We start from the raw sequence: 18191 nt of genomic DNA on the forward strand, positions 1-18191 counted from the left end.
GCAACACGTACAGTCTTCACCCTAGAACAAGCCGTTGGGAAAATAGCGGAGGTAGATCTCCTGCAGGCGGCCGTTGCGGGACAATTCAGCCAGCGCATAATTCAAGGCAGGCGCCACAACGGGGGCATCCTTTCTCACCATCATCGAAAGGCCTTCGCCCAGAAATTGTTGTGACAGGTAAGGTCCATCGAAAAGGGCACAGCAGCCGTTCGAGGCGCCGCTTGCCACCCAAAAGGGTAGACGCAAGCCATCGGAAAAGGCTGCGTCAACCGTTCCGGCCTTCACCGCCTCCAGCATCTCTTCCTGACTGGCAAAACGCGCCGGCTTCACGGAAGCAAAAAACGCCGTCAGCATGCGCTCATGGCTAGTGCCCTGCACGACACCGACGGTGCGTCCCTTCAATGCTTCTGCCGCATTTCCCTGAAGATGAACCTTCAAGTTCTGCACAAAACGTGCCGGGATGAGGGTGTAAGGACGGGAAAAGGCGAACCGCTGTCTCAACTCTGCCGTCACAGCATTTCCGGCAATTGCCGCTTCGCCCCCGCCGCTTTCCAGCGCATTGGCAATATCATTGAACGGCATGGACTGGATCTGGCACTTCGGCTCCACGGCGAGCACCGCGCAAATCTCACGCACGAGGTCCACGTGAAAGCCGGTCAGCTTGCCGGCCTGATCAACAAAACTAAAGGGAGGAAAATCCACCGTGGCGAGAAAGCGCAGGCGTGGCAAGGTCGCAAGATCGGGCTTCGGCAATCGTTCCGCTGCATCGAACAGGACAGGCATCTGCAGGCTTTGACCATCCGCCGCCGCAACCTGAGCGACGTGCGACAGGAGAAAAGACATCAGGATTAACCAAACCCTAATGCAACCTGAAATTTTTATTGATGGAAGAATTCCAGTTATGGTTATATTCCCCGTGCGGGATGGATGCTAACTGCCCGCAAGATGTAGCAGGTTCAACGCGTTGGGGGAATATCGCGTGTCGTCACATAAGGCGAGAACTGAGGCTGCCCATGCACCAAGTGAGGTGGAGGAAGTCTCCTCCGCCGAAATTCGTGCCCTGCGCAGCTTGGGCTTCAGCAAGCCATTCCTGGTGCAATTGAGCGAACGAGCCGCACGAAACGGAAGTTCGGTAGAGGCTGAACTCCTGGCGACGGGACGCGTCAGCGAAGATGCATACTACGGAGCGATGGCCCGCGCTCTTCGCTTGCCATTCATCAGGACGATCTCGTCGCAGAGTGTGATGGACGTTGAAGATCTCGACAAGCAATTGATCCTGGCGAACCGTTTACACATCAATCATCGCAGGACAGCCGCAGAGACGGCTATCGTGCCCAGCGCCGGTCGATTGGCGGAAGTGATGGCAACACTTGAGCGTCTGCCGGAGCTGGCAAGAGGACTTGTCATCACGACGCCTTCCGCAATCCGAAAGGCTGTCTGGCAGGCTGGCGCCAAGCGGCGGGTGGCAGCCACCGTCTCCATGCTGTTTGAGCGCGCGCCGGAGCATTCCGCGCGGATCGTCGCGTCCGGATGGCAAGGGTTTATCGGCGGCATGCTGGTCTCTGCCATCGCTCTCGGCCTCTGGCTCGATGGTCAAAACCTCGTATCGCATGCGCATGTCACGATGTCGCTTCTGTATTTCTGCGCTCTGCTTCTGCGTATCGTGGCGCTTGTTCGCCAGAAGCATGTGGCCCGTCGGCGTTTCACGGAGCCACAGGGCCCATTTCCCATCTATACGGTCATGGTGGCGCTCTATCGTGAAGCCGGCATGATCCCTCAGCTTGTGGCAAGTCTGGAACGATTGGAGTGGCCGAGGTCGCGCCTCGATATCAAGCTTGTCTGCGAGGCTGATGATCAGGAGACGCTGGAAGCAATTCGGGTGCTCAAGCTTCCGCCCTATTTTGAAGTGGTGGAAGTGCCGCCTCAACATCCACGCACAAAACCCAAGGCGCTCACCTATGCACTTTCTGCCGTCAGAGGCGATTACGTCGCCATCTATGACGCGGAAGACCGACCGCATCCCAAGCAATTGCTCGAAGCCTACAGCCGTTTCCAGCGCGCTGGCCCTGAATTGGCCTGTCTGCAGTCACCACTGATCATCGCCAATATGCGGGCTTCCTTCATCAGTTCTCTGTTTGCCGTGGAATATGCGGCGCTGTTTCGGGGTCTTCTTCCCATGCTGGGCCGCTACCGGCTGCCCATGCCGCTGGGCGGCACATCCAATCATTTCCGCGGCCTTATGTATCAGAAGCACCAGAGGGGTTAGGGCTTTTATCAGCTTAACAACTGGGAAAAACAGAGTAAGCTTTTACCGGCTTGGTATCGGGAAGGCGCAATGGCAGAACATAAGATAGGAGGATTGCTGTCGAGCACCATACTTCCAAAAAAGGAAGTGTGGATGGTGTTTGCTGGCATGATCAATCAAGACTCTGTCAGAAGCATATTCTCAATGTTCTCGACCGCAACGCAAGACGGCTTTACGGACATACATTGCCTATTTCAAAGCTCTGGCGGCGTAGTTGGGGACGGCGTTGCATTGTATAACTTCTTCAAGACAATGCCCATTACGGTTCGCCTCTATAATGTTGGGTCTATATGCTCGATAGGAGTAATCGCCTACTTGGGGGCACCCAATAGAGTCGCCGCGCAAAGTTCGACGTTTATGATCCATAGAGCGCAATCCGCCGCTTTGTCTTTGACATCCGAACGGATGACCGCAGCAGCAAACAGCCTGGTCATTGACGACGCGAGAATGGAAGCAATTTTGAAGGCCGAGATTGCGTTGCCTGAAACACATTGGGAAACCCACAAAGTTGCCGACCTCTGGCTTGATGCAGAGGAAGGTCTGGATGCTGGCTTGATTACAGAAATTGCTCCATTCGCACCCCCAAAAGGCGAACGGATTTTTTTCATTTAAAGTCAAAGCCGAACAGTTTCCGCTTCTATCGCGGCAAAGCAGCCCAACATGAATGCGGCTGTAAACTTCCCACGGCTTAGCTTGTTGCGAATATTTGCCTCCTTCTCATCAATACCGAGTTGCGCCAGCCTTTCGACTAGCTGCGCATAAGTCACTCCCTTGCGCTTCAATTCGGCCTTGAGAAGGTTTGCGGCCTTCATTTCCCAGTCGGTCTTTTCAGCCATGTATCACCGTTGATGCAAAACGTATCGCATATGATGATATAGGCACTTTACAGAGTCCGGTCAACGTACTATATGCGATACATAAGCATCGGAAACGTTGACAAATGGCCCAGCACTTTCTCCTCTCAGCAGAAGCCCGCACCCTCTCCCTTAAGGAGATTTACAAGGGTGGAGAGGAAAAGGCTTACCTCACGTTCAAAAAGCTCCGTTGGCAGCAGACGAACGGTGAAGCCGTTTGCCCTAAGTGCGGCTGCGTCGATACCTACGAGATCACCACACGCCGTAAGTTCAAGTGCGCTGCCTGCCATGCTCAGTTTTCGGTTACGTCCGGCACGATCTTCGCAAGCCGCAAGCTTGGCTTTTGCGATCTGCTGGCTGCTATCTGCATCTTCGTGAATGCTTCCAAGGGCCTCTCGGCTCTCCAGCTTTCCCGCGATATTGATGTCCAGTACAAAACCGCTTGGGTTATGGCCCACAAGCTACGCGAAGCCCTGGCTGCTGAAACCGCTTCCGAAGTTGTCGAAGGCGAAGTTGAGATCGACGGCGCTTACTTCGGTGGTCACGTTCGCCCTGAGAACATGAAGGAAGACCGCAAGGACCGCCGCTTGAAGGCTAACCAGTCAGACCGCCGCCGCGTCGTTATCGCTCTGCGTCAACGCGATGGCCGTACCCTTACCTTTGTTCGCCGCGAAGAAGCCGAAGGCGTTGCAATTGCAAAGGCTCGTGTCGCTGCGAACTCCATGCTGTTCGCTGACGAAGCCGCCCACTGGGATGCGCTCGAAATGCACTACGAGACAGGCCGCATCAACCATAGCCAGATGTACAGCGACCTGAACGGCAAGCACACGAACATGGTCGAAAGCTTCTTCTCGCGCCTCCGTCGCATGGTGCAGGGGCAGCATCACCACGTTTCGCACAAGTACCTGTACCAGTACGCAAACCATGCGGCTTGGATGGAAGATCATCGCCGTAATTCTAACGGCGCGAATGCCTTCTCATTGCTTGGCGCTTCGCTCGCGCATCCGGTTAGCCGCACATGGAAAGGCTATTGGCAGCGGTCCAGCTTCGCATGAACGTAAAATGAACAAAAAAAGGCGCACTTATTAAAAAAGATTCGACAAAGTAAAATTTAATCGTTCAAATAGTAAAGCCGACACGTGAATCAGACGTGTCGGCTTCGAGAAAAACAGCCGGTACGGGCTGCGTTGTGATCACCACGGCACAATGATTCATGCTGCGGGAGACGTCAAGACCGTATCGGCCCTTTTATGTAGAAAGGACCATGATGGTTACTTTGGTGCACCCCATGACTGGGGTGGAAATGAACCCCGTGCTGATCGAACGCAAGGCACTTACGTTTGACGAGGCCGTGACTGCGCATTTGCTCAAGATGCAAGGTGTAAAATACAACATCATTGCACAGCGTCTTGGAACGAACACTCATCGCCTTGGCGAAGTGTTTCGCGGCGAGAAGCACGAAGGCTCGAAAGTGAAAGCGGAAGAGCTTTTTACGCTGCACCATTGATGGTGCCTATTAGGCACGCCGCTCCCAACTCACACTCCCCTTAGCGTCCACAGCGCTCTTAACATGCCCTTCGGCCTTCATCTGCCGGAGGGCTTTGCTCACGCGCTTTGTCAGATCACTGATGTATTTCCTGTCGCGAGCGTCTTCCCCTCGCATGGCGACAATCTCTTTTGCGATGTCGCGACTGGATACCGGGCCTTCCGCGTGCCGTAGCTCGCCCATGATGGCCCTCGTCAACTCACCACGTCCAAATATGACTTCTCGCTTCTGGCGAGGCATGGCAGCGTCTAGATCGCCAGCATAGCCGAGAACGCCTAGCGTTCTATCTATCGCGCCAATGTCGTTTTTAATCTCTGCCAGACGGTCGCGGATGCGTTCTGCTTCGTTGAAGAGGTCTGCACGCTTACCAAGCAATCCGGTTATGGTGTGCTCGAATGTCTCTGTACGCGCTATCCGTGCTGTGTTCATATCGGCATGGTCCTTTGAGGGAGGGGAACATGCACCAGCAGATGTTTTGTGAGGCTATCCGTGAGCGAAGAAACGTTCTGATCAAGTATGATGAGGATTCCTCAGAACGCATTTTCTCGCCTTACATTGTCTATTGGACCAGCAAGAACAATCTTTGTGTTGCCGGAAACCAAGTAAAAAATCCATCAGAGCCCTTAGAGAGAAACGAGTGGCGGAACTTCACCGTCGATAAGTTCCGAAGCGTCCGGCTTGCCGACTCCACATTCTCTATCGATCATATCTTCAATCCTAGAAACAAGATCTACGGCAACCGGGTCGTCTGCCACGTGAAGCAATATGTCTGAAAGACCCAACATTGCGTGATACGTAGCGTCTTCCCTATCTAGCGTCTCGAAAGCTCCAAGGAGATCTACTGCGATAAACCGCACCTTTTCTGCATCCATTGGTGCGCTCCTATCCTACCCTCTACCGACGTATCTAGTCTTATGGGTTCTTGGTGCTGTTGATACATAGTGCCGCATTTCCGGGCGAATATCCTGAAAAATGTTGGTGGCTGGGATCCTTTCAACGTGACGGAGGATGCCGATCTTGGCCTTCGGCTTTACCGGCTCGGCTACCGCTCCGATACGCTCCACTATCACACGCTGGAAGATGCACCGACCGACCTGCGCATCTGGACGGGGCAACGCGTGCGCTGGTTCAAAGGCTGGATTCAGACCTGGCTGGTGGTAATGCGCCAACCCCTCCGACTTTTCAAACAGATGGGCTGGGCCGGTTGCCTGACATTTCATCTTCTCATCGGGGGCATGCTCGCGTCTGCCCTGCTACACCCGCTGATCCTGTTGTTCTTCATCTCCACCAGCATCACGTTCTCCAGCCAAACGGTAGCCACCATTCCTCACAGCATGCTGGCCCTGTTCGCGCTGGACACGACGAATATTCTTGGCAGCTATGCGGTGTTTCTGGGGCTCGGCGTCGGCTCCATGATCGATCACGAAAAGAGAATGATCGGCTGGCGCTGGGCGGCGGTTCCTATGCATTGGCTGATGGTGTCCTACGCGGCATGGCGCGCGGCAAACGAGCTTCGAACAAATCCGTTCTTCTGGAAGAAGACGCCACACAGCCCATCGAAAAGCGAAAGCAGCGACCCAACCGAGGTGCCTGCTGAGGCCCTGTCACGGCTTGAGCCCGTCAGTGTTCAATAGGAACAGTTCTGCGGGCTCAGGAGGGATTGGCTGCAAGGAGAGCTGGCCAAGTGTCGTAGCCAGTGCACACGGCCAAGCCGCTCCATAAAGCAGATGCCTCGCCTCAGCCAATCCGCCCGCCGGATTGCCTTTGGCGTCCGGCAAGCATCAAAACCCTCTGTTACGGCTTTTCGCTTCGCATCGGCGACGCGACGTAACGGGGGCCGGATCATCTTCCGCCGTTATCTTCGGTTTTCGGCAGAACGATTCCATTTATCCCTGTTGGGGGCAAACTAAAGCGATCAGAACCGGACTGTGAAATCGGTACCCTTGCCAAGCTCCGACTTTACGATCAGCCGTGCGCGATGCCGGGTCAGGATATGCTTCACGATCGCAAGCCCGAGGCCGGTGCCCTTTTTCGAACGGCTATCGGCGACGCTGACACGGTAAAAGCGTTCCGTAATGCGCGGCACATGTTCGGCCGGAATGCCGGGTCCGTAGTCGACCACGCTCACCTCGACTGCCGAGGCTGGCTCTGCGCGCACGTAGACGTCGACCTGTTTGCCCTCCTGCCCATATTTGCAGGCATTTTCAATGAGGTTTTCGAAGACCTGTACCAACTCGTCCCGGTCGCCGAGGACTTCCGCTTTGGCCTCCGGCAGGTGCAGTTTCACATCCACGCCCAGTTCCTGGGCGAGCGGCAGCAAGGCGTCCCGTACGTGATTGATGACAGGCACCAGATCCACCGTCTGATCCGGCGCGATATGGGCTTTCAGTTCCAGCCGAGACAGGGACAATAAATCATCCACCAGCCGGCTCATACGGTTGGCCTGTTCCAGCATGATCCCGAGGAAACGGTCATGCGCCTTGACGTCGCCCTTCGCCGGCCCCTGCAGCGTTTCGATGAAGCCACGCAAGGAGGCAAGAGGCGTGCGCAGTTCATGGCTGGCATTGGCAACGAAATCGCTGCGCATGCGGTCGATATTGCGAAGCTCCGAGATGTCGCGGAAGGCCAAGGCGAACAGGCGTTGTGGGGATCCAAAGCCTTCGGTCGCCCCCAGGTCGACCGGAGCAATGCGCAGGATATAGACCCGCTCGGATGGCAGACGTTCCGAATGTTCGATCTGGGTCGGCTGCCCGGTGGCAATCGTTTCGCGCACCATGTCCAGAATGCCGGGTGAGCGCAGACGCGCCGAAAGGTGAACACCTTCCGGCACCTGACCAAACGCCTTTTCAGCCGACCGGTTTTGAAAAAGCACCGTCGCATCGGCGGAAAGCAGAATGACCGGCCAGTCCAGCGCCCCGAAGGCCGCAGTGATGGCTGGCAGAGGGTCGACCTCAACCGGGATCGGTTCTACAGTTGCGACCGGCTCCGCTTCAGCCTTCTCAGCCGCTCCCAGGAGCAGGGACAGGAGGATCAGGAACCAGGAAGCCGCCACAAACAGGGGAGTGACGCCACCGGCCAGCGCCAGCACCGCCACCAGGGTCGCCGCTGCCAGTACCGGAAACTGCCGCCTCACGCGAGCCAACAATATACGGCTCCAGTCTCCCAGATCCATCTTTACCCCTATCCGAATCGCTCGGTCTTGCCATTCTTATTATCCGGCCTTCATAGCCGCTCTGCGTGACAGAATTGCATGTTTGTTTCGCATGGCAGCATGGCGCGCGGCCAAAACGAAATGATGTGGCAGCATCACATCACCGCGCGGGTTGGAGAGGACTTTAACCGCACCAGCTCTATATCAAGCCACCGAATTGAGAAGCCGCAGGAGAGGTAACACATGGCGGAGAAGGAAACGGACAAGGGCGTGGAACTGGAAATCGGCGGCAAGACAAGGGTTTTCGATATCGAGGACCCGAAGCTTCCCGACTGGATTTCCGATGAGGCGCTGACGTCGGGTGGCTATCCATACAAGAAAAAGCTGGACGAGGAGATCTATCGCGAAGAGTTAAAGGCGCTGCAGATCGAACTGGTCAAGGCGCAGCTATCCCTCAAGAATTCCGGCAAGCGTATCATGGCCCTCTTCGAAGGGCGTGATGCCGCTGGCAAAGGTGGCGCGATCTCCGCCATCAAGGACTGCCTCAACCCCCGTTATGCGCGCACGGTGGCACTCACGAAGCCGACGGAGACGGAGGCAGGTCAATGGTATTTCCAACGCTATGTGACGCATTTCCCCACCAAGGGCGAAATCGTGCTGTTCGATCGCTCCTGGTACAACCGTGCTGGCGTGGAGCCTGTCATGGGCTTCTGCACGCCGGAAGAGCACAAGCATTTTCTCAAGGTCGTACCCCGTTTCGAAGACCTGATCGTGGATGAGGGCATTCACTTCTTCAAATTTTGGCTGAACATCGGCCGGGAAATGCAGCTGAAGCGCTTTCATGACCGCCGCCACGATCCGCTCAAGATCTGGAAGCTGTCGCCCATGGATATCGCGGCGCTGACGAAGTGGCGGGAGTATTCCGAAAAGCGCGACCTGATGCTGGACAAGACGCACAGCAAGACCGCCCCCTGGACGGTGGTGCGTGCCAATGACAAGCGGCGTGCGCGCATCAATATCATCAGGCAGATCCTGCTGTCGGTCGATTACGAAGGACGCGACCTGAAGGCAATCGGCGACATCGACGAGAGCATCCTGGGCTTCGGCCCGGACTTCCTCAAGTAATTAGAGCGCGGCTGATTACTGCCCGGGCAGAACGCGTATGGAGTAGAGGAAGACCGGCTGGCTACCGCCCAGAATATCGCTATTGATATAGATACGGCCCGGCTGGTTCGGGGCCAGCGTGCGATCGAAGGCGACGCGGAAGAGGGTATCGCTCCGCTCCTGCGTTGCCGTTACGCGATGACGGCTGCAGCTGCCCAAGCTGGAAAAATCGCAGCGCACGGAAAGCTGCACCGAATTGTCCGAAGCCGATTGCAGCGTGAGGGCAATGGTCGAGGTCTTTCCAGACAGCTGACGCAGGATGTCCACCGGCACATCAATGCCGACATCGCCGCTGGCACCTGGGGAGCGCGACGTGATGCGCAAGGCTGTCCCATCCGCGCGCGGCATGGGATCGGCAGAGGCATCCTTGCCCGGTGAGGCCGCAGCCTTGCCCCCGGCAGAGAAAACCTCAAGCCAGTCGGAGGAGAAACCGCGTTGTGGATCGAAGGCAGCACCTGGCTCGCGCCCGGTGCCTGGATCTCTGGCCAAGCCGGCGCGATTGACAGGTGCATTGGCGCTTTTGCCTGCCGGAAGTAGCAGCAGGCCATTGGAGTAAGCCCACCAGCCGCCATAGCCAACGCCAGCCAGCACCATCAGCGAGAGAATATAGCCGATCGTCCCGCGACGTTTGCGGCGCTTGCGCTTTTCCCCGGGTACCTGCGGTGCGTATTCGGCGGCAGGCTCTGTATCCGCTTTAGCGCGCTTGTTCTTTTTCGAGGGAGCGATGGGGGCCGCAGGGCGCTCTGCCTCGCGCTCGGCCCGCATTTCGCTGAATCCATCCCCATCGTTCGGTACAGGTTCAGCATTCGCCCGCGAGACCGGGGCGACAGGCGCCACATGCAGGATGTCAGCCACAGGGGCAGCAGCCTCCGGCGAGGATGCGCGGCTCTGTCCACCCAGCGTCATTTCCGGCTCAAGATGTCTATCGGCGGCGACGGGTTCAGCCGGACTGTCCACGAGGATATCAGGCACATCAGGTTCCGGTTCTCGCGCTGCCTCCCGCAGGCGCACCCGCTCCTGGATCTCGATTTCTTGGATCTTATCCTCCAGGCGCTGCCGCTGGGCAAAGATAACCTGGGGATCGGTGACTGACTGCTTGCGCAGACCGGCCTCCAGAGCCTGGCGCGCCGATTGATAAATGCGCGCACGGTTTTCCGGATCGCTGCGGTCGGAACGCTCCAGCGCATTCCTGATTGCCGTTTCCAAACCGCTCACTGATTATCCTTTGTCGTCTGCCATGCCGAGGTTGTTCATCTTTCGGTAACCTCTCGCCCGCGGAACTGCAAGCACTGCCATGCGGGCATGACCAGTGTGTCCACCGCGGGCTTTAAATCCAATGTTGTGGAAAGAGTTTGTCCGGAATGAATTTATCCGCTTGAAATCCGCATTCATTGCCTGTATCAGGCCGCTCACACCGCGACGCAAACATGCGTCGAAAGCGTAAGCCGCTTTAGCTCAGTCGGTAGAGCACGTCATTCGTAATGACGGGGTCACGTGTTCGAGTCACGTAAGCGGCACCACTTCTCCTGAAAATCTCATCCTTTGAACCAGTTTGAATGTCATGCGCGGTCAGCGTGTCGCGCGTTTTAGTTCGCTGATCCACTGCAAGCGCACAAAAAAACGGGCCGAAGCCCGTTTGATGTCGTCAATAATTGTGTTGCGGATCAGCCGCGTGCTTCAGCGGAACGACGGCGCTCTGCCACCGGCTGGTAGGCCATGCGCGCATGGTACTTGCAGTAGGGAGACGTATCCGGAGCTTCTGCGCCGCAGAAGCAGAAGTCGTCCTTCAGCGGGTCGCCCATCGGCCACTTGCAAGTGCGCTCGGTCAGTTCCGTCAGGCCGATCTTGCGGGAAATCGGAACGACGACATTCTTTGCCGGTACGTAATCGACAGCTTCGAAGATTTCGGCCTCAACCTCTTCCTTCACCATTGTTGCGCCAACCGGGCGCGACACCGGGCGGGAAGGTGCTGCCGCGCGAGGCTGTGCAGCATAAGTCGCAGGACGCTGCGGGACCGCGGCCGGACGCTTCTGCGCCCGGTTCGGAGCTGCATTGCCGCCGGCCTTGGCGCGGCCAGGCAGGCTCAGCCGGTGTACTTTGCCAATGACGGCGTTACGGCTTACGCCGCCCAGCTGTGCCGCAATCTGGCTTGCGCTCAATCCTTCGGCCCATAATTTCTTTAATCTCTCGACGCGCTCGTCCGTCCAGTTCACGCTGTTCATGCTGTGTCTCCGCCTTCAGCAATGATCGCATGACAGAATCTCTCACCGTTCGGCGAAGCGGAACCTCGCCGGCATACATACTACATCTATACTTTTGGTGACTAGTTCCGCCGCATGCAGTCTAGTAATTGTTATTTAACCTAACGGTCGCCCGACTCGCTGACAAGAGTCGCCGGAATCCTCGCGAATCGATTTCGGGTTTTTCCCCAACTTGCTGGCAACCCGAGTCATTTTTGTCACATATTGCAAGGGGAGGTTCTGCACGCGAAAGGCCCGGAAATCCAAGCGGTTTGTTGACAGAACGGGGGGAAATGCGGATAGTGCCCCCGCCGCCCTTCGAGGCGGCATTTTCAATTTCCGGCGGCGCTGTCCGCCATATCAAAACCCAATGCCCAAGGAGGGATGCCGCCATGGCTGAAGCCGCCCTTTTCGACACGTTTTCCCGGGCCCCGTTGCGCTTTGTTCGCGGCGAGGGCGTCTGGCTCGTGACGGAAAGCGGAGAGCGATATCTCGACTTTGGTGCCGGCGTTGCCGTCACCTCCTGCGGGCATTCGCATCCGCATCTGGTGGATACGCTGAGGGACCAGGCCGAAAAGGTCTGGCACCTCTCCAACCTCTATGAAATCCCGGATCAGGAGCGTCTGGCGCGTAGGCTCGCGGACGCTACCTTTGCCGACAAGGTGTTCTTCACTAATTCCGGTGCGGAAGCGCTGGAATGCGCCATCAAGACGGCGCGCCGCTACCACTATTCCAAGGGGCACGGCGAGAAGTTCCACATCATCACCTTTGAAGGTGCCTTCCACGGCCGTACCATCGCGACGATCGCGGCCGGCGGTCAGGAGAAGTATATGGAGGGCTTCGGCCCCAAGGCGCAAGGGTTCGACCAAGTGCCGTTCGGCGACCTGGAGGCCCTGAAGGCAGCCATCACAGAAAACACCGCGGCAATCCTGATCGAGCCGATCCAGGGCGAAGGTGGCATTCGCGTTGTGCCGAAGGAGTTCCTGCAGGCGCTGCGCACTCTCTGCGACGAGCATGGCCTGCTTCTGATGTTCGACGAGGTGCAGACCGGTGTCGGCCGTACGGGCAAGTTCTTTGGCTACGAATGGTCGGGCGTGGCGCCTGACATCATGGCCGTTGCCAAGGGCATTGGCGGGGGCTTCCCGTTCGGCGCCTGCCTTGCAACCGCCGAAGCAGCGTCCGGTATGAAGCCCGGTGTGCACGGTACCACCTACGGCGGCAACCCGCTGGCCATGGCTGTCGGCAATGCCGTGCTGGACGTGGTGCTGGCCGAAGGCTTCCTGCAAAATGTTCGCGATGTCGCACTGGTCTTCCGCCAGGGCCTCGCAGCGCTCAAGGATCGTTTCCCCGATGTCATCGAGGAAATTCGCGGCGAAGGCCTGATGCTCGGCATCAAGGCCAAGGTGCCGGCGGGCGAACTGAACACCGCCATGCGCGAGGAACATCTGCTTGGCGTGCCGGCGGGCGACAACGTCATCCGTCTTCTGCCGCCGCTGGTGGTGACGGCGGAAGAAGCGCGTGACGGCATTGCCCGCATTGAAAAGGCGGCGGAGCGTATTCAGCGCGAACAGTTGAAGAAGACGGCTTAATCGACACAAGGGACCACTCAAACGGGCCGCCGGATGGCGCCTCGATGGATTCGATCATGGCAGCACCGAAGCATTTCCTCGATCTTTCTGCGGTTTCCACCGGCGATCTGCGCACCATTCTGGATGATGCGCTGACCCGCAAAAAGGCCACCAAGGCCGGCACGGCCGACAAGCCTTTGGCCGGCAAGGTGCTGGCCATGATCTTCGAGAAGCCCTCGACCCGCACGCGCGTTTCCTTCGATGTCGGCATGCGCCAACTCGGCGGCGAAACGCTGTTTCTGTCGGGCACGGAAATGCAGCTGGGCCGCGCGGAAACGATTGGCGATACCGCCAAGGTTCTCTCCCGTTATGTCGACGCCATCATGATCCGCACCACGGATCACAACCGTCTGCTGGAGCTGGCAGAGCACGCGACCGTGCCCGTCATCAACGGCTTGACGGACGAGACGCATCCTTGTCAGATCATGGCTGATCTTCTGACCTTCGAGGAACATCGCGGCCCGGTAAAGGGCAAGACGTTTGCCTGGACGGGCGATGGCAACAACGTGCTGCACTCCTTCGTAGAAGGGGCTGCCCGCTTCGGCTACAAGATGAACATGGCCGTGCCCATGGGCTCGGAGCCGCTCGACAAGTATCTGAACTGGTCGCGCAACAATGGCGGCGAGATCATGCTGTGCCACGATGCCGACCGCGCCGTCGAAGGCGTCGACATGGTGGTGACCGATACCTGGGTCTCCATGAACCAGGAGCACAAGGCACGCGGCCATAACATCTTCCAGCCCTACCAGGTCAACGAGCAGCTGATGAAAAAGGCGAAATCGGATGCCCTGTTCATGCACTGCCTGCCGGCGCATCGCGGCGAGGAAGTGACCGATGCCGTTATCGATGGCCCGCAATCGGTCGTCTTTGATGAGGCGGAAAACCGCCTGCATGCGCAGAAGTCCGTCCTGGCCTGGTGCCTGGGCGCCGTTTGAGGCGAACATGGGCGGCAGCTTGAATTTTCAGCTGTCGCCACCCATCTCTCGGGCTAGTATTGCATCCCATGCGCCTGTGGGATGCCGAACACCACACAAACCCTGTCATCGTTTTGTGCCCGGCCAGCGGTTCCGCTTGGCCGTTTTATGTGCGAAATGAGCCAGACGAGGAGACAGGGTCAAGGAGCAGATCATGGCAGAAGCCACCGTTGAACTGAGCAGTCTCACCCTTGCCGGTGACGATCATGTCGTACCTTTCCAGGTGGAAGGGTTGGATGTGCGTGGTCGCGCGGTACAACTCGGCCCGCTTCTCAACGCCATTCTTGGGCGCCACGATTACCCGACGCCGGTTGCCCGCCTTCTTGGGGAGGCGATCGTGCTGACGGCGCTGATCGGCACTTCGTTGAAGTTTGAAGGTCGCTTCACCGTTCAGACCAAGGGTGACGGACCGGTCGACCTGCTGGTGGCGGACTTTTCCAGCCCCGAAAGCATGCGCGCCTATGCCCGCTTCGATGAAGATGCGCTGAAGTCCGCGATGGCTGAAGGTCGTACCTCTCCGCCGGAACTGCTGGGCAAAGGTATCCTCGCCTTCACAATCGATCAGGGCCACGGCATGCAGCCCTATCAGGGAATCGTACCGCTTGACGGTTCGTCACTGGAAGATATCGCCGGTGTCTACTTCCGCCAGTCGGAACAGATCCCAACCAAGGTGCGCCTCGGCGTGGCTGAGCTTTATGACCGCGATGCCGATGGCAAGCCGCGCCACAACTGGCGTGCCGGCGGCGTGCTGGCGCAGTTCCTGCCGCAGGCACCTGAGCGCATGCGCCAGCCGGATCTGCATGGGGGCGATGGCGACGAGCGTGCCCATGATCAGGGCGAGGATGATGCGTGGTCGGAAGCCCGCGTGCTGGTGGAAACCGTCGATACCGACGAGTTGACAGACCCGCAGGTGGGCACCGAGCGGCTTCTCTATCGCCTGTTCCATGAACGCGGCGTGCGCATCTATGAACCGCAGGCGGTTTTCGACCGGTGCAGCTGCTCGCGCGACAAGATCAAGGGCGTACTGGAAGGCTTCACGGCGGAAGAAATCGAGGCGAGCCAGGAAGACGGCCATATCGCAGTGACCTGCGAATTCTGCTCCACCACCTATCGCTACGAGGTGTCGGAGTTCGAACCGGCGTAAGGCGATAGGTTGGATGTCGCGTCAGTTCAGGACGCGGGTGAGGCCGGGGGAATCGAGCGAGAAGGCGGGGATATCGACCATGAAAGTTTCTCCCTCATCGGTTTCCATCTCGTAATGGCCAAACATCATGCCGGAGGGCGTGTCGAGCGGGCAGCCTGAGGAATATTCGAAGCTATCGCCCGGCTCCAACCGCGGCTGTTCGCCAACCACGCCGGGTCCTTCGACTTCATCGACAAGACCGTTCTGATCGGTGATGTGCCAATAGCGATGCACCAACTTTACGGTCAGATCTGAATGGTTGGAGATGACGATGCGGTAGCCCCAGACATAGCGGCTTTCATCCGGGTCAGATTGCTCTTCCAGATAATAGGGCTCAACCTCGACTTCGATATCTTTTGTCCGCGCACGATACATCGCGACACCTTTTCCATCCATGGGACGGATATCATACAAGAAGGCCGGAACGTCAAGGAAACCGGCCTTCTCAGGGCAATAAGCCGTTGCTTTTCAGTCGTTAAGCATAATCAAGATGGTGAATCCCTTGAGGGATCAACCAGCGATCGCCTTCAATGCCTGATCCAGATCTTCCAGCAGGTCATCGGTATCCTCGATGCCGCAGGAGAGACGCAACGTGCCACCGGAGATACCAAGCTCTGCGCGGGCTTCGTCGGTCAGGTTCTTGTGCGTGGTCGTGGCCGGATGGGTGATCAGGCTCTTGGCATCACCCAGATTGTTGGAAATCTTGACGATCTCCAGGGCGTCCTGCAGCGCGAACGCTGCATCCTTGCCGCCCTTCAGTTCGAAGCAAACGAGCGTTGAGCCGCCCTTCATCTGGCGGGCAATGATATCTGCCTGCGGGTGATCCTTGCGGCCGGGATAGATAACCTTGCCCACCTTGCCGCTATCGGCCAGGAAGTCCGCAATGCGAGCAGCGTTCTCCGTCTGCTGCTTGACGCGCAACGGCAGTGTCTCGATGCCCTTCAAAAGCGTCCAGGCATTGAATGGCGACATGGCCGGGCCGGTATGACGGAAGTAGTCATGCAGGTTTTCGTCGATCCACTGCTTGTCGGATAGGATGACGCCGCCGAGGCAGCGGCCCTGGCCATCGATATGCTTGGTGGCGGAATAGACGACGATATGCGCGCCAAGCTCCAGCGGCTTCTGGAAGAGCGGCGTGGCAAACACGTTATCGACCACCACCTTCGCGCCGATCTGGTTGGCAAGCTTGGCGACGCCGGCAATATCGACCACTTCCAGCGTCGGGTTGGTCGGGCTTTCCAGGAAGAAGACCTTGGTGTTGGGGCGAATTGCCGCTTCCCAGTTCTTCAGGTCACGACCATCGACCAGCGTGCATTCCACGCCGTATTTCGGCGCCAGCGTTTCCACCACCCAGCGGCAGGAACCGAAGAGCGCGCGAGCAGCGACGATGTGGTCGCCGGCCTTCACCTGGCAGAGAATGGCTGCCGATACAGCCGCCATGCCGGAGGCCGTGGCGCGCGCATCTTCCGCACCTTCGAGCGCGATCATGCGCTTTTCGAACATGTCATTGGTGGGGCTGCCGTAACGGGCGTAGATGAAACCGTCCGTCTCGCCCTTGAAACGCGCTTCAGCCGATGCGGATGTATCGTAGACGAACCCCTGGGTCAGGTAGATGGCTTCAGACGTCTCACCATATTGGGAGCGTAGCGTGCCTTCGTGGACCAGTTGGGTTGCGGGGCGCCAGGTCTTGCTCATGCGTGTCACCACTTCGTAACAAAAAAACCGGTCGCGTTCGCGGACCGGTTTCGCACCCGGTCCTTTTAGCCACTTGTTTAACGTGGCTGCAAGCCGACCGGCCAAATCACCACGGGATAAATCTGCCATACGCCCAAGCAATGCTTGCGTCAATTGCCTCCTTTTGCTTTTGTCGCGCGATTAATGAAAGTTGGGTTAAATGGAACGTAACGCAGGCATTCTGGCAGACAGTGCGATCGCCTCGCTTTTTTCCGAAGGGCGACTGGTTTCCGAAGCGTCGCTGGATGTTGATCAGATCCAGCCGGCAAGCCTTGACCTGCGTCTTGGTTCCAAGGCGCTGCGCGTGCGTGCAAGCTTCATGCCCGGACCGAACAGTACTGTCGCGGCCAAGCTGGAGCGGCTGACGCTGCACGAGATCGACCTGACCCAGGGCGCCGTGCTCGAAACCGGCTGCGTCTATATCGTGCCGCTGATGGAAAGCCTGGACCTGCCGGCAGAGCTTTCCGCGTCCACCAACCCCAAAAGCTCGACCGGCCGCCTCGATATCTTCACCCGCGTGATGGTCGACCATGCCCAAGAATTCGACAAGATCCCGGCGGGCTACAAGGGTCAGCTCTATCTGGAGATCTCGCCGCGCACCTTCCCGGTCATCGTGCGGCGTGGCTCGCGCCTGTCTCAGATCCGTTTCCGTGTCGGCCAGGCTCTTCTCAGCGAGAATGAACTGCTGGACCTGCACCACGCAGAAACGCTGGTCGCGAGCGAAACCCCGAACATCTCCGGCGGCGGCATTGCACTTTCCATCGACCTCAAGGGCACCGGCCCTGACGGTCTGGTGGGGTATCGCGGCAAGCACCACACGTCCGTCATCGATGTGGATCTCAAGGCTGCTCATGACGTTCTCGATTTTTGGGAGCCTCTCTACAGCCGCGGCCGCGACGAGCTGATCCTCGATCCGGATGAATTCTACATTCTCGTTTCCCGCGAGGCCGTGCATGTGCCGCCGCTCTATGCGGCCGAGATGACGCCTTATGATCCGCTGGTTGGGGAATTCCGCGTGCATTACGCCGGCTTCTTCGATCCGGGTTTCGGCCATGCGGCGGCAGGCGGCACCGGCAGTCGGGCGGTTCTGGAAGTGCGCAGCCATGAGGTGCCGTTCATTCTGGAACATGGCCAGATCGTCGGCCGGCTGGTTTACGAGCATATGCAGGAGCGGCCGGAAGGCCTCTATGGCTCGGGGCTCGGTTCCAACTATCAGGCGCAGGGTCTGAAGCTTTCAAAGCATTTCCGCACTTGAACCAGGGCGCCGCTTGGTGCTAGTTCTCGAAGCGTCGCGGGTGTAGCTCAATGGTAGAGCAGCAGCTTCCCAAGCTGAATACGAGGGTTCGATTCCCTTCACCCGCTCCATTCCCATACTCCTCCACAATACAACAAAGCCCTTGATTGCCAGGGAC

General features: G+C 58.1%; 19 protein-coding genes, 2 tRNA genes, 1 pseudogene and 1 riboswitch. Of the genes and pseudogenes, 13 read left to right on the forward strand and 9 right to left on the reverse strand.

The window, feature by feature from the left end:
- Positions 1 to 21: 21 nt before the first annotated feature.
- Entirely contained in the window at positions 22 to 843 is an 822-nt protein-coding gene (locus tag Q2T52_RS02110) for a transporter substrate-binding domain-containing protein (protein ID WP_302075023.1), read from the reverse strand.
- Positions 844 to 979: 136 nt separating this feature from the next.
- Here Q2T52_RS02110 and Q2T52_RS02115 point away from each other — a divergent pair, with 136 nt between their 5' ends.
- Both Q2T52_RS02115 and Q2T52_RS02120 read left to right on the forward strand, forming a co-directional pair.
- Positions 980 to 2266 (forward strand): glycosyltransferase, encoded by a 1287-nt coding sequence (locus Q2T52_RS02115; protein WP_302075024.1) that lies wholly within the window; start codon positions 980 to 982, stop codon positions 2264 to 2266.
- A 69-nt stretch (positions 2267 to 2335) separates the two neighbouring features.
- A complete protein-coding gene (locus tag Q2T52_RS02120) occupies positions 2336 to 2917 on the forward strand; it encodes an ATP-dependent Clp protease proteolytic subunit (protein WP_302075025.1) in 582 nt (193 codons plus the stop codon).
- Between the two features lie 2 nt (positions 2918 to 2919).
- Here Q2T52_RS02120 and Q2T52_RS02125 read toward each other — a convergent pair whose 3' ends face one another.
- Entirely contained in the window at positions 2920 to 3141 is a 222-nt protein-coding gene (locus tag Q2T52_RS02125; protein ID WP_302075026.1) for a DUF6471 domain-containing protein, read from the reverse strand.
- A 104-nt stretch (positions 3142 to 3245) separates the two neighbouring features.
- On the opposite strand from Q2T52_RS02125, the gene Q2T52_RS02130 reads away from it, so the two are divergent.
- Positions 3246 to 4214 carry an IS1595 family transposase gene (locus Q2T52_RS02130; protein ID WP_302075027.1) on the forward strand — a complete coding sequence of 323 codons (969 nt, stop codon included), beginning with the start codon at positions 3246 to 3248 and terminating at the stop codon, positions 4212 to 4214.
- Between the two features lie 209 nt (positions 4215 to 4423).
- Positions 4424 to 4666 (forward strand): hypothetical protein, encoded by a 243-nt coding sequence (locus tag Q2T52_RS02135; RefSeq protein ID WP_302075028.1) that lies wholly within the window; start codon positions 4424 to 4426, stop codon positions 4664 to 4666.
- Between the two features lie 9 nt (positions 4667 to 4675).
- On the opposite strand, the gene Q2T52_RS02140 is transcribed toward Q2T52_RS02135, so the two are convergent.
- On the reverse strand, positions 4676 to 5134 hold the full coding sequence (locus Q2T52_RS02140) for a hypothetical protein (RefSeq protein ID WP_302075029.1): 459 nt from the start codon (positions 5132 to 5134) through the stop codon (positions 4676 to 4678).
- Positions 5135 to 5175: 41 nt separating this feature from the next.
- Here Q2T52_RS02140 and Q2T52_RS26920 point away from each other — a divergent pair.
- Positions 5176 to 5322 (forward strand): annotated as a pseudogene (locus tag Q2T52_RS26920) (hypothetical protein); the annotation flags it as partial.
- Positions 5323 to 5328: 6 nt separating this feature from the next.
- Here Q2T52_RS26920 and Q2T52_RS26925 read toward each other — a convergent pair.
- Positions 5329 to 5577, reverse strand: a complete 249-nt coding sequence (locus tag Q2T52_RS26925) for a hypothetical protein (protein WP_302075030.1) — start codon at positions 5575 to 5577, stop codon at positions 5329 to 5331.
- A 69-nt stretch (positions 5578 to 5646) separates the two neighbouring features.
- Here Q2T52_RS26925 and Q2T52_RS02150 point away from each other — a divergent pair, with 69 nt between their 5' ends.
- Entirely contained in the window at positions 5647 to 6339 is a 693-nt protein-coding gene (locus Q2T52_RS02150; RefSeq protein WP_302075031.1) for a glycosyltransferase family 2 protein, read from the forward strand.
- A gap of 281 nt (positions 6340 to 6620) precedes the next feature.
- On the opposite strand, the gene phoR is transcribed toward Q2T52_RS02150, so the two are convergent.
- Positions 6621 to 7847 (reverse strand): phosphate regulon sensor histidine kinase PhoR, encoded by a 1227-nt coding sequence (phoR, locus tag Q2T52_RS02155; RefSeq protein WP_367187269.1) that lies wholly within the window; start codon positions 7845 to 7847, stop codon positions 6621 to 6623.
- 252 nt (positions 7848 to 8099) lie between these two features.
- Here phoR and ppk2 point away from each other — a divergent pair, with 252 nt between their 5' ends.
- Complete coding sequence (gene ppk2, locus Q2T52_RS02160) at positions 8100 to 8981, forward strand: polyphosphate kinase 2 (RefSeq protein ID WP_302075033.1); 882 nt, start codon at positions 8100 to 8102, stop codon at positions 8979 to 8981.
- Positions 8982 to 8996: 15 nt separating this feature from the next.
- Here the strand turns inward: ppk2 and Q2T52_RS02165 are convergent, their stop codons facing one another.
- Positions 8997 to 10235 (reverse strand): hypothetical protein, encoded by a 1239-nt coding sequence (locus Q2T52_RS02165; protein ID WP_302075034.1) that lies wholly within the window; start codon positions 10233 to 10235, stop codon positions 8997 to 8999.
- Positions 10236 to 10464: 229 nt separating this feature from the next.
- Between Q2T52_RS02165 and Q2T52_RS02170 the strand changes: the two genes are divergently transcribed.
- A tRNA-Thr gene (locus tag Q2T52_RS02170) sits at positions 10465 to 10540 on the forward strand.
- Between the two features lie 144 nt (positions 10541 to 10684).
- Here the strand turns inward: Q2T52_RS02170 and Q2T52_RS02175 are convergent.
- Entirely contained in the window at positions 10685 to 11233 is a 549-nt protein-coding gene (locus tag Q2T52_RS02175; RefSeq protein ID WP_302076006.1) for a GcrA family cell cycle regulator, read from the reverse strand.
- 419 nt (positions 11234 to 11652) lie between these two features.
- On the opposite strand from Q2T52_RS02175, the gene Q2T52_RS02180 reads away from it, so the two are divergent.
- The 3 genes from Q2T52_RS02180 to Q2T52_RS02190 all read left to right on the forward strand — a co-directional run bounded on the left by Q2T52_RS02180 (position 11653) and on the right by Q2T52_RS02190 (position 15006).
- A complete protein-coding gene (locus Q2T52_RS02180; RefSeq protein WP_302075035.1) occupies positions 11653 to 12849 on the forward strand; it encodes an aspartate aminotransferase family protein in 1197 nt (398 codons plus the stop codon).
- Between the two features lie 56 nt (positions 12850 to 12905).
- On the forward strand, positions 12906 to 13823 hold the full coding sequence (gene argF / locus Q2T52_RS02185) for an ornithine carbamoyltransferase (RefSeq protein WP_302075036.1): 918 nt from the start codon (positions 12906 to 12908) through the stop codon (positions 13821 to 13823).
- Between the two features lie 193 nt (positions 13824 to 14016).
- On the forward strand, positions 14017 to 15006 hold the full coding sequence (locus tag Q2T52_RS02190; protein WP_302075037.1) for an Hsp33 family molecular chaperone: 990 nt from the start codon (positions 14017 to 14019) through the stop codon (positions 15004 to 15006).
- A gap of 21 nt (positions 15007 to 15027) precedes the next feature.
- Here the strand turns inward: Q2T52_RS02190 and apaG are convergent, their stop codons facing one another.
- Complete coding sequence (gene apaG, locus Q2T52_RS02195; RefSeq protein ID WP_302076007.1) at positions 15028 to 15420, reverse strand: Co2+/Mg2+ efflux facilitator ApaG/CorD; 393 nt, start codon at positions 15418 to 15420, stop codon at positions 15028 to 15030.
- Positions 15421 to 15555: 135 nt separating this feature from the next.
- On the reverse strand, positions 15556 to 16740 hold the full coding sequence (locus Q2T52_RS02200; RefSeq protein WP_302075038.1) for an O-succinylhomoserine sulfhydrylase: 1185 nt from the start codon (positions 16738 to 16740) through the stop codon (positions 15556 to 15558).
- A gap of 44 nt (positions 16741 to 16784) precedes the next feature.
- Positions 16785 to 16863: riboswitch (SAM riboswitch) on the reverse strand.
- Between the two features lie 76 nt (positions 16864 to 16939).
- Here Q2T52_RS02200 and Q2T52_RS02205 point away from each other — a divergent pair.
- Together Q2T52_RS02205 and Q2T52_RS02210 are read left to right on the forward strand one after the other, a co-directional pair.
- A complete protein-coding gene (locus tag Q2T52_RS02205; protein ID WP_302075039.1) occupies positions 16940 to 18034 on the forward strand; it encodes a 2'-deoxycytidine 5'-triphosphate deaminase in 1095 nt (364 codons plus the stop codon).
- A 36-nt stretch (positions 18035 to 18070) separates the two neighbouring features.
- A tRNA-Gly gene (locus Q2T52_RS02210) sits at positions 18071 to 18144 on the forward strand.
- The last annotated feature ends 47 nt before the right edge of the window (positions 18145 to 18191 follow it).

The organism is Rhizobium oryzicola, assembly GCF_030504645.1.
GTDB lineage: Bacteria > Pseudomonadota > Alphaproteobacteria > Rhizobiales > Rhizobiaceae > Neorhizobium > Neorhizobium oryzicola.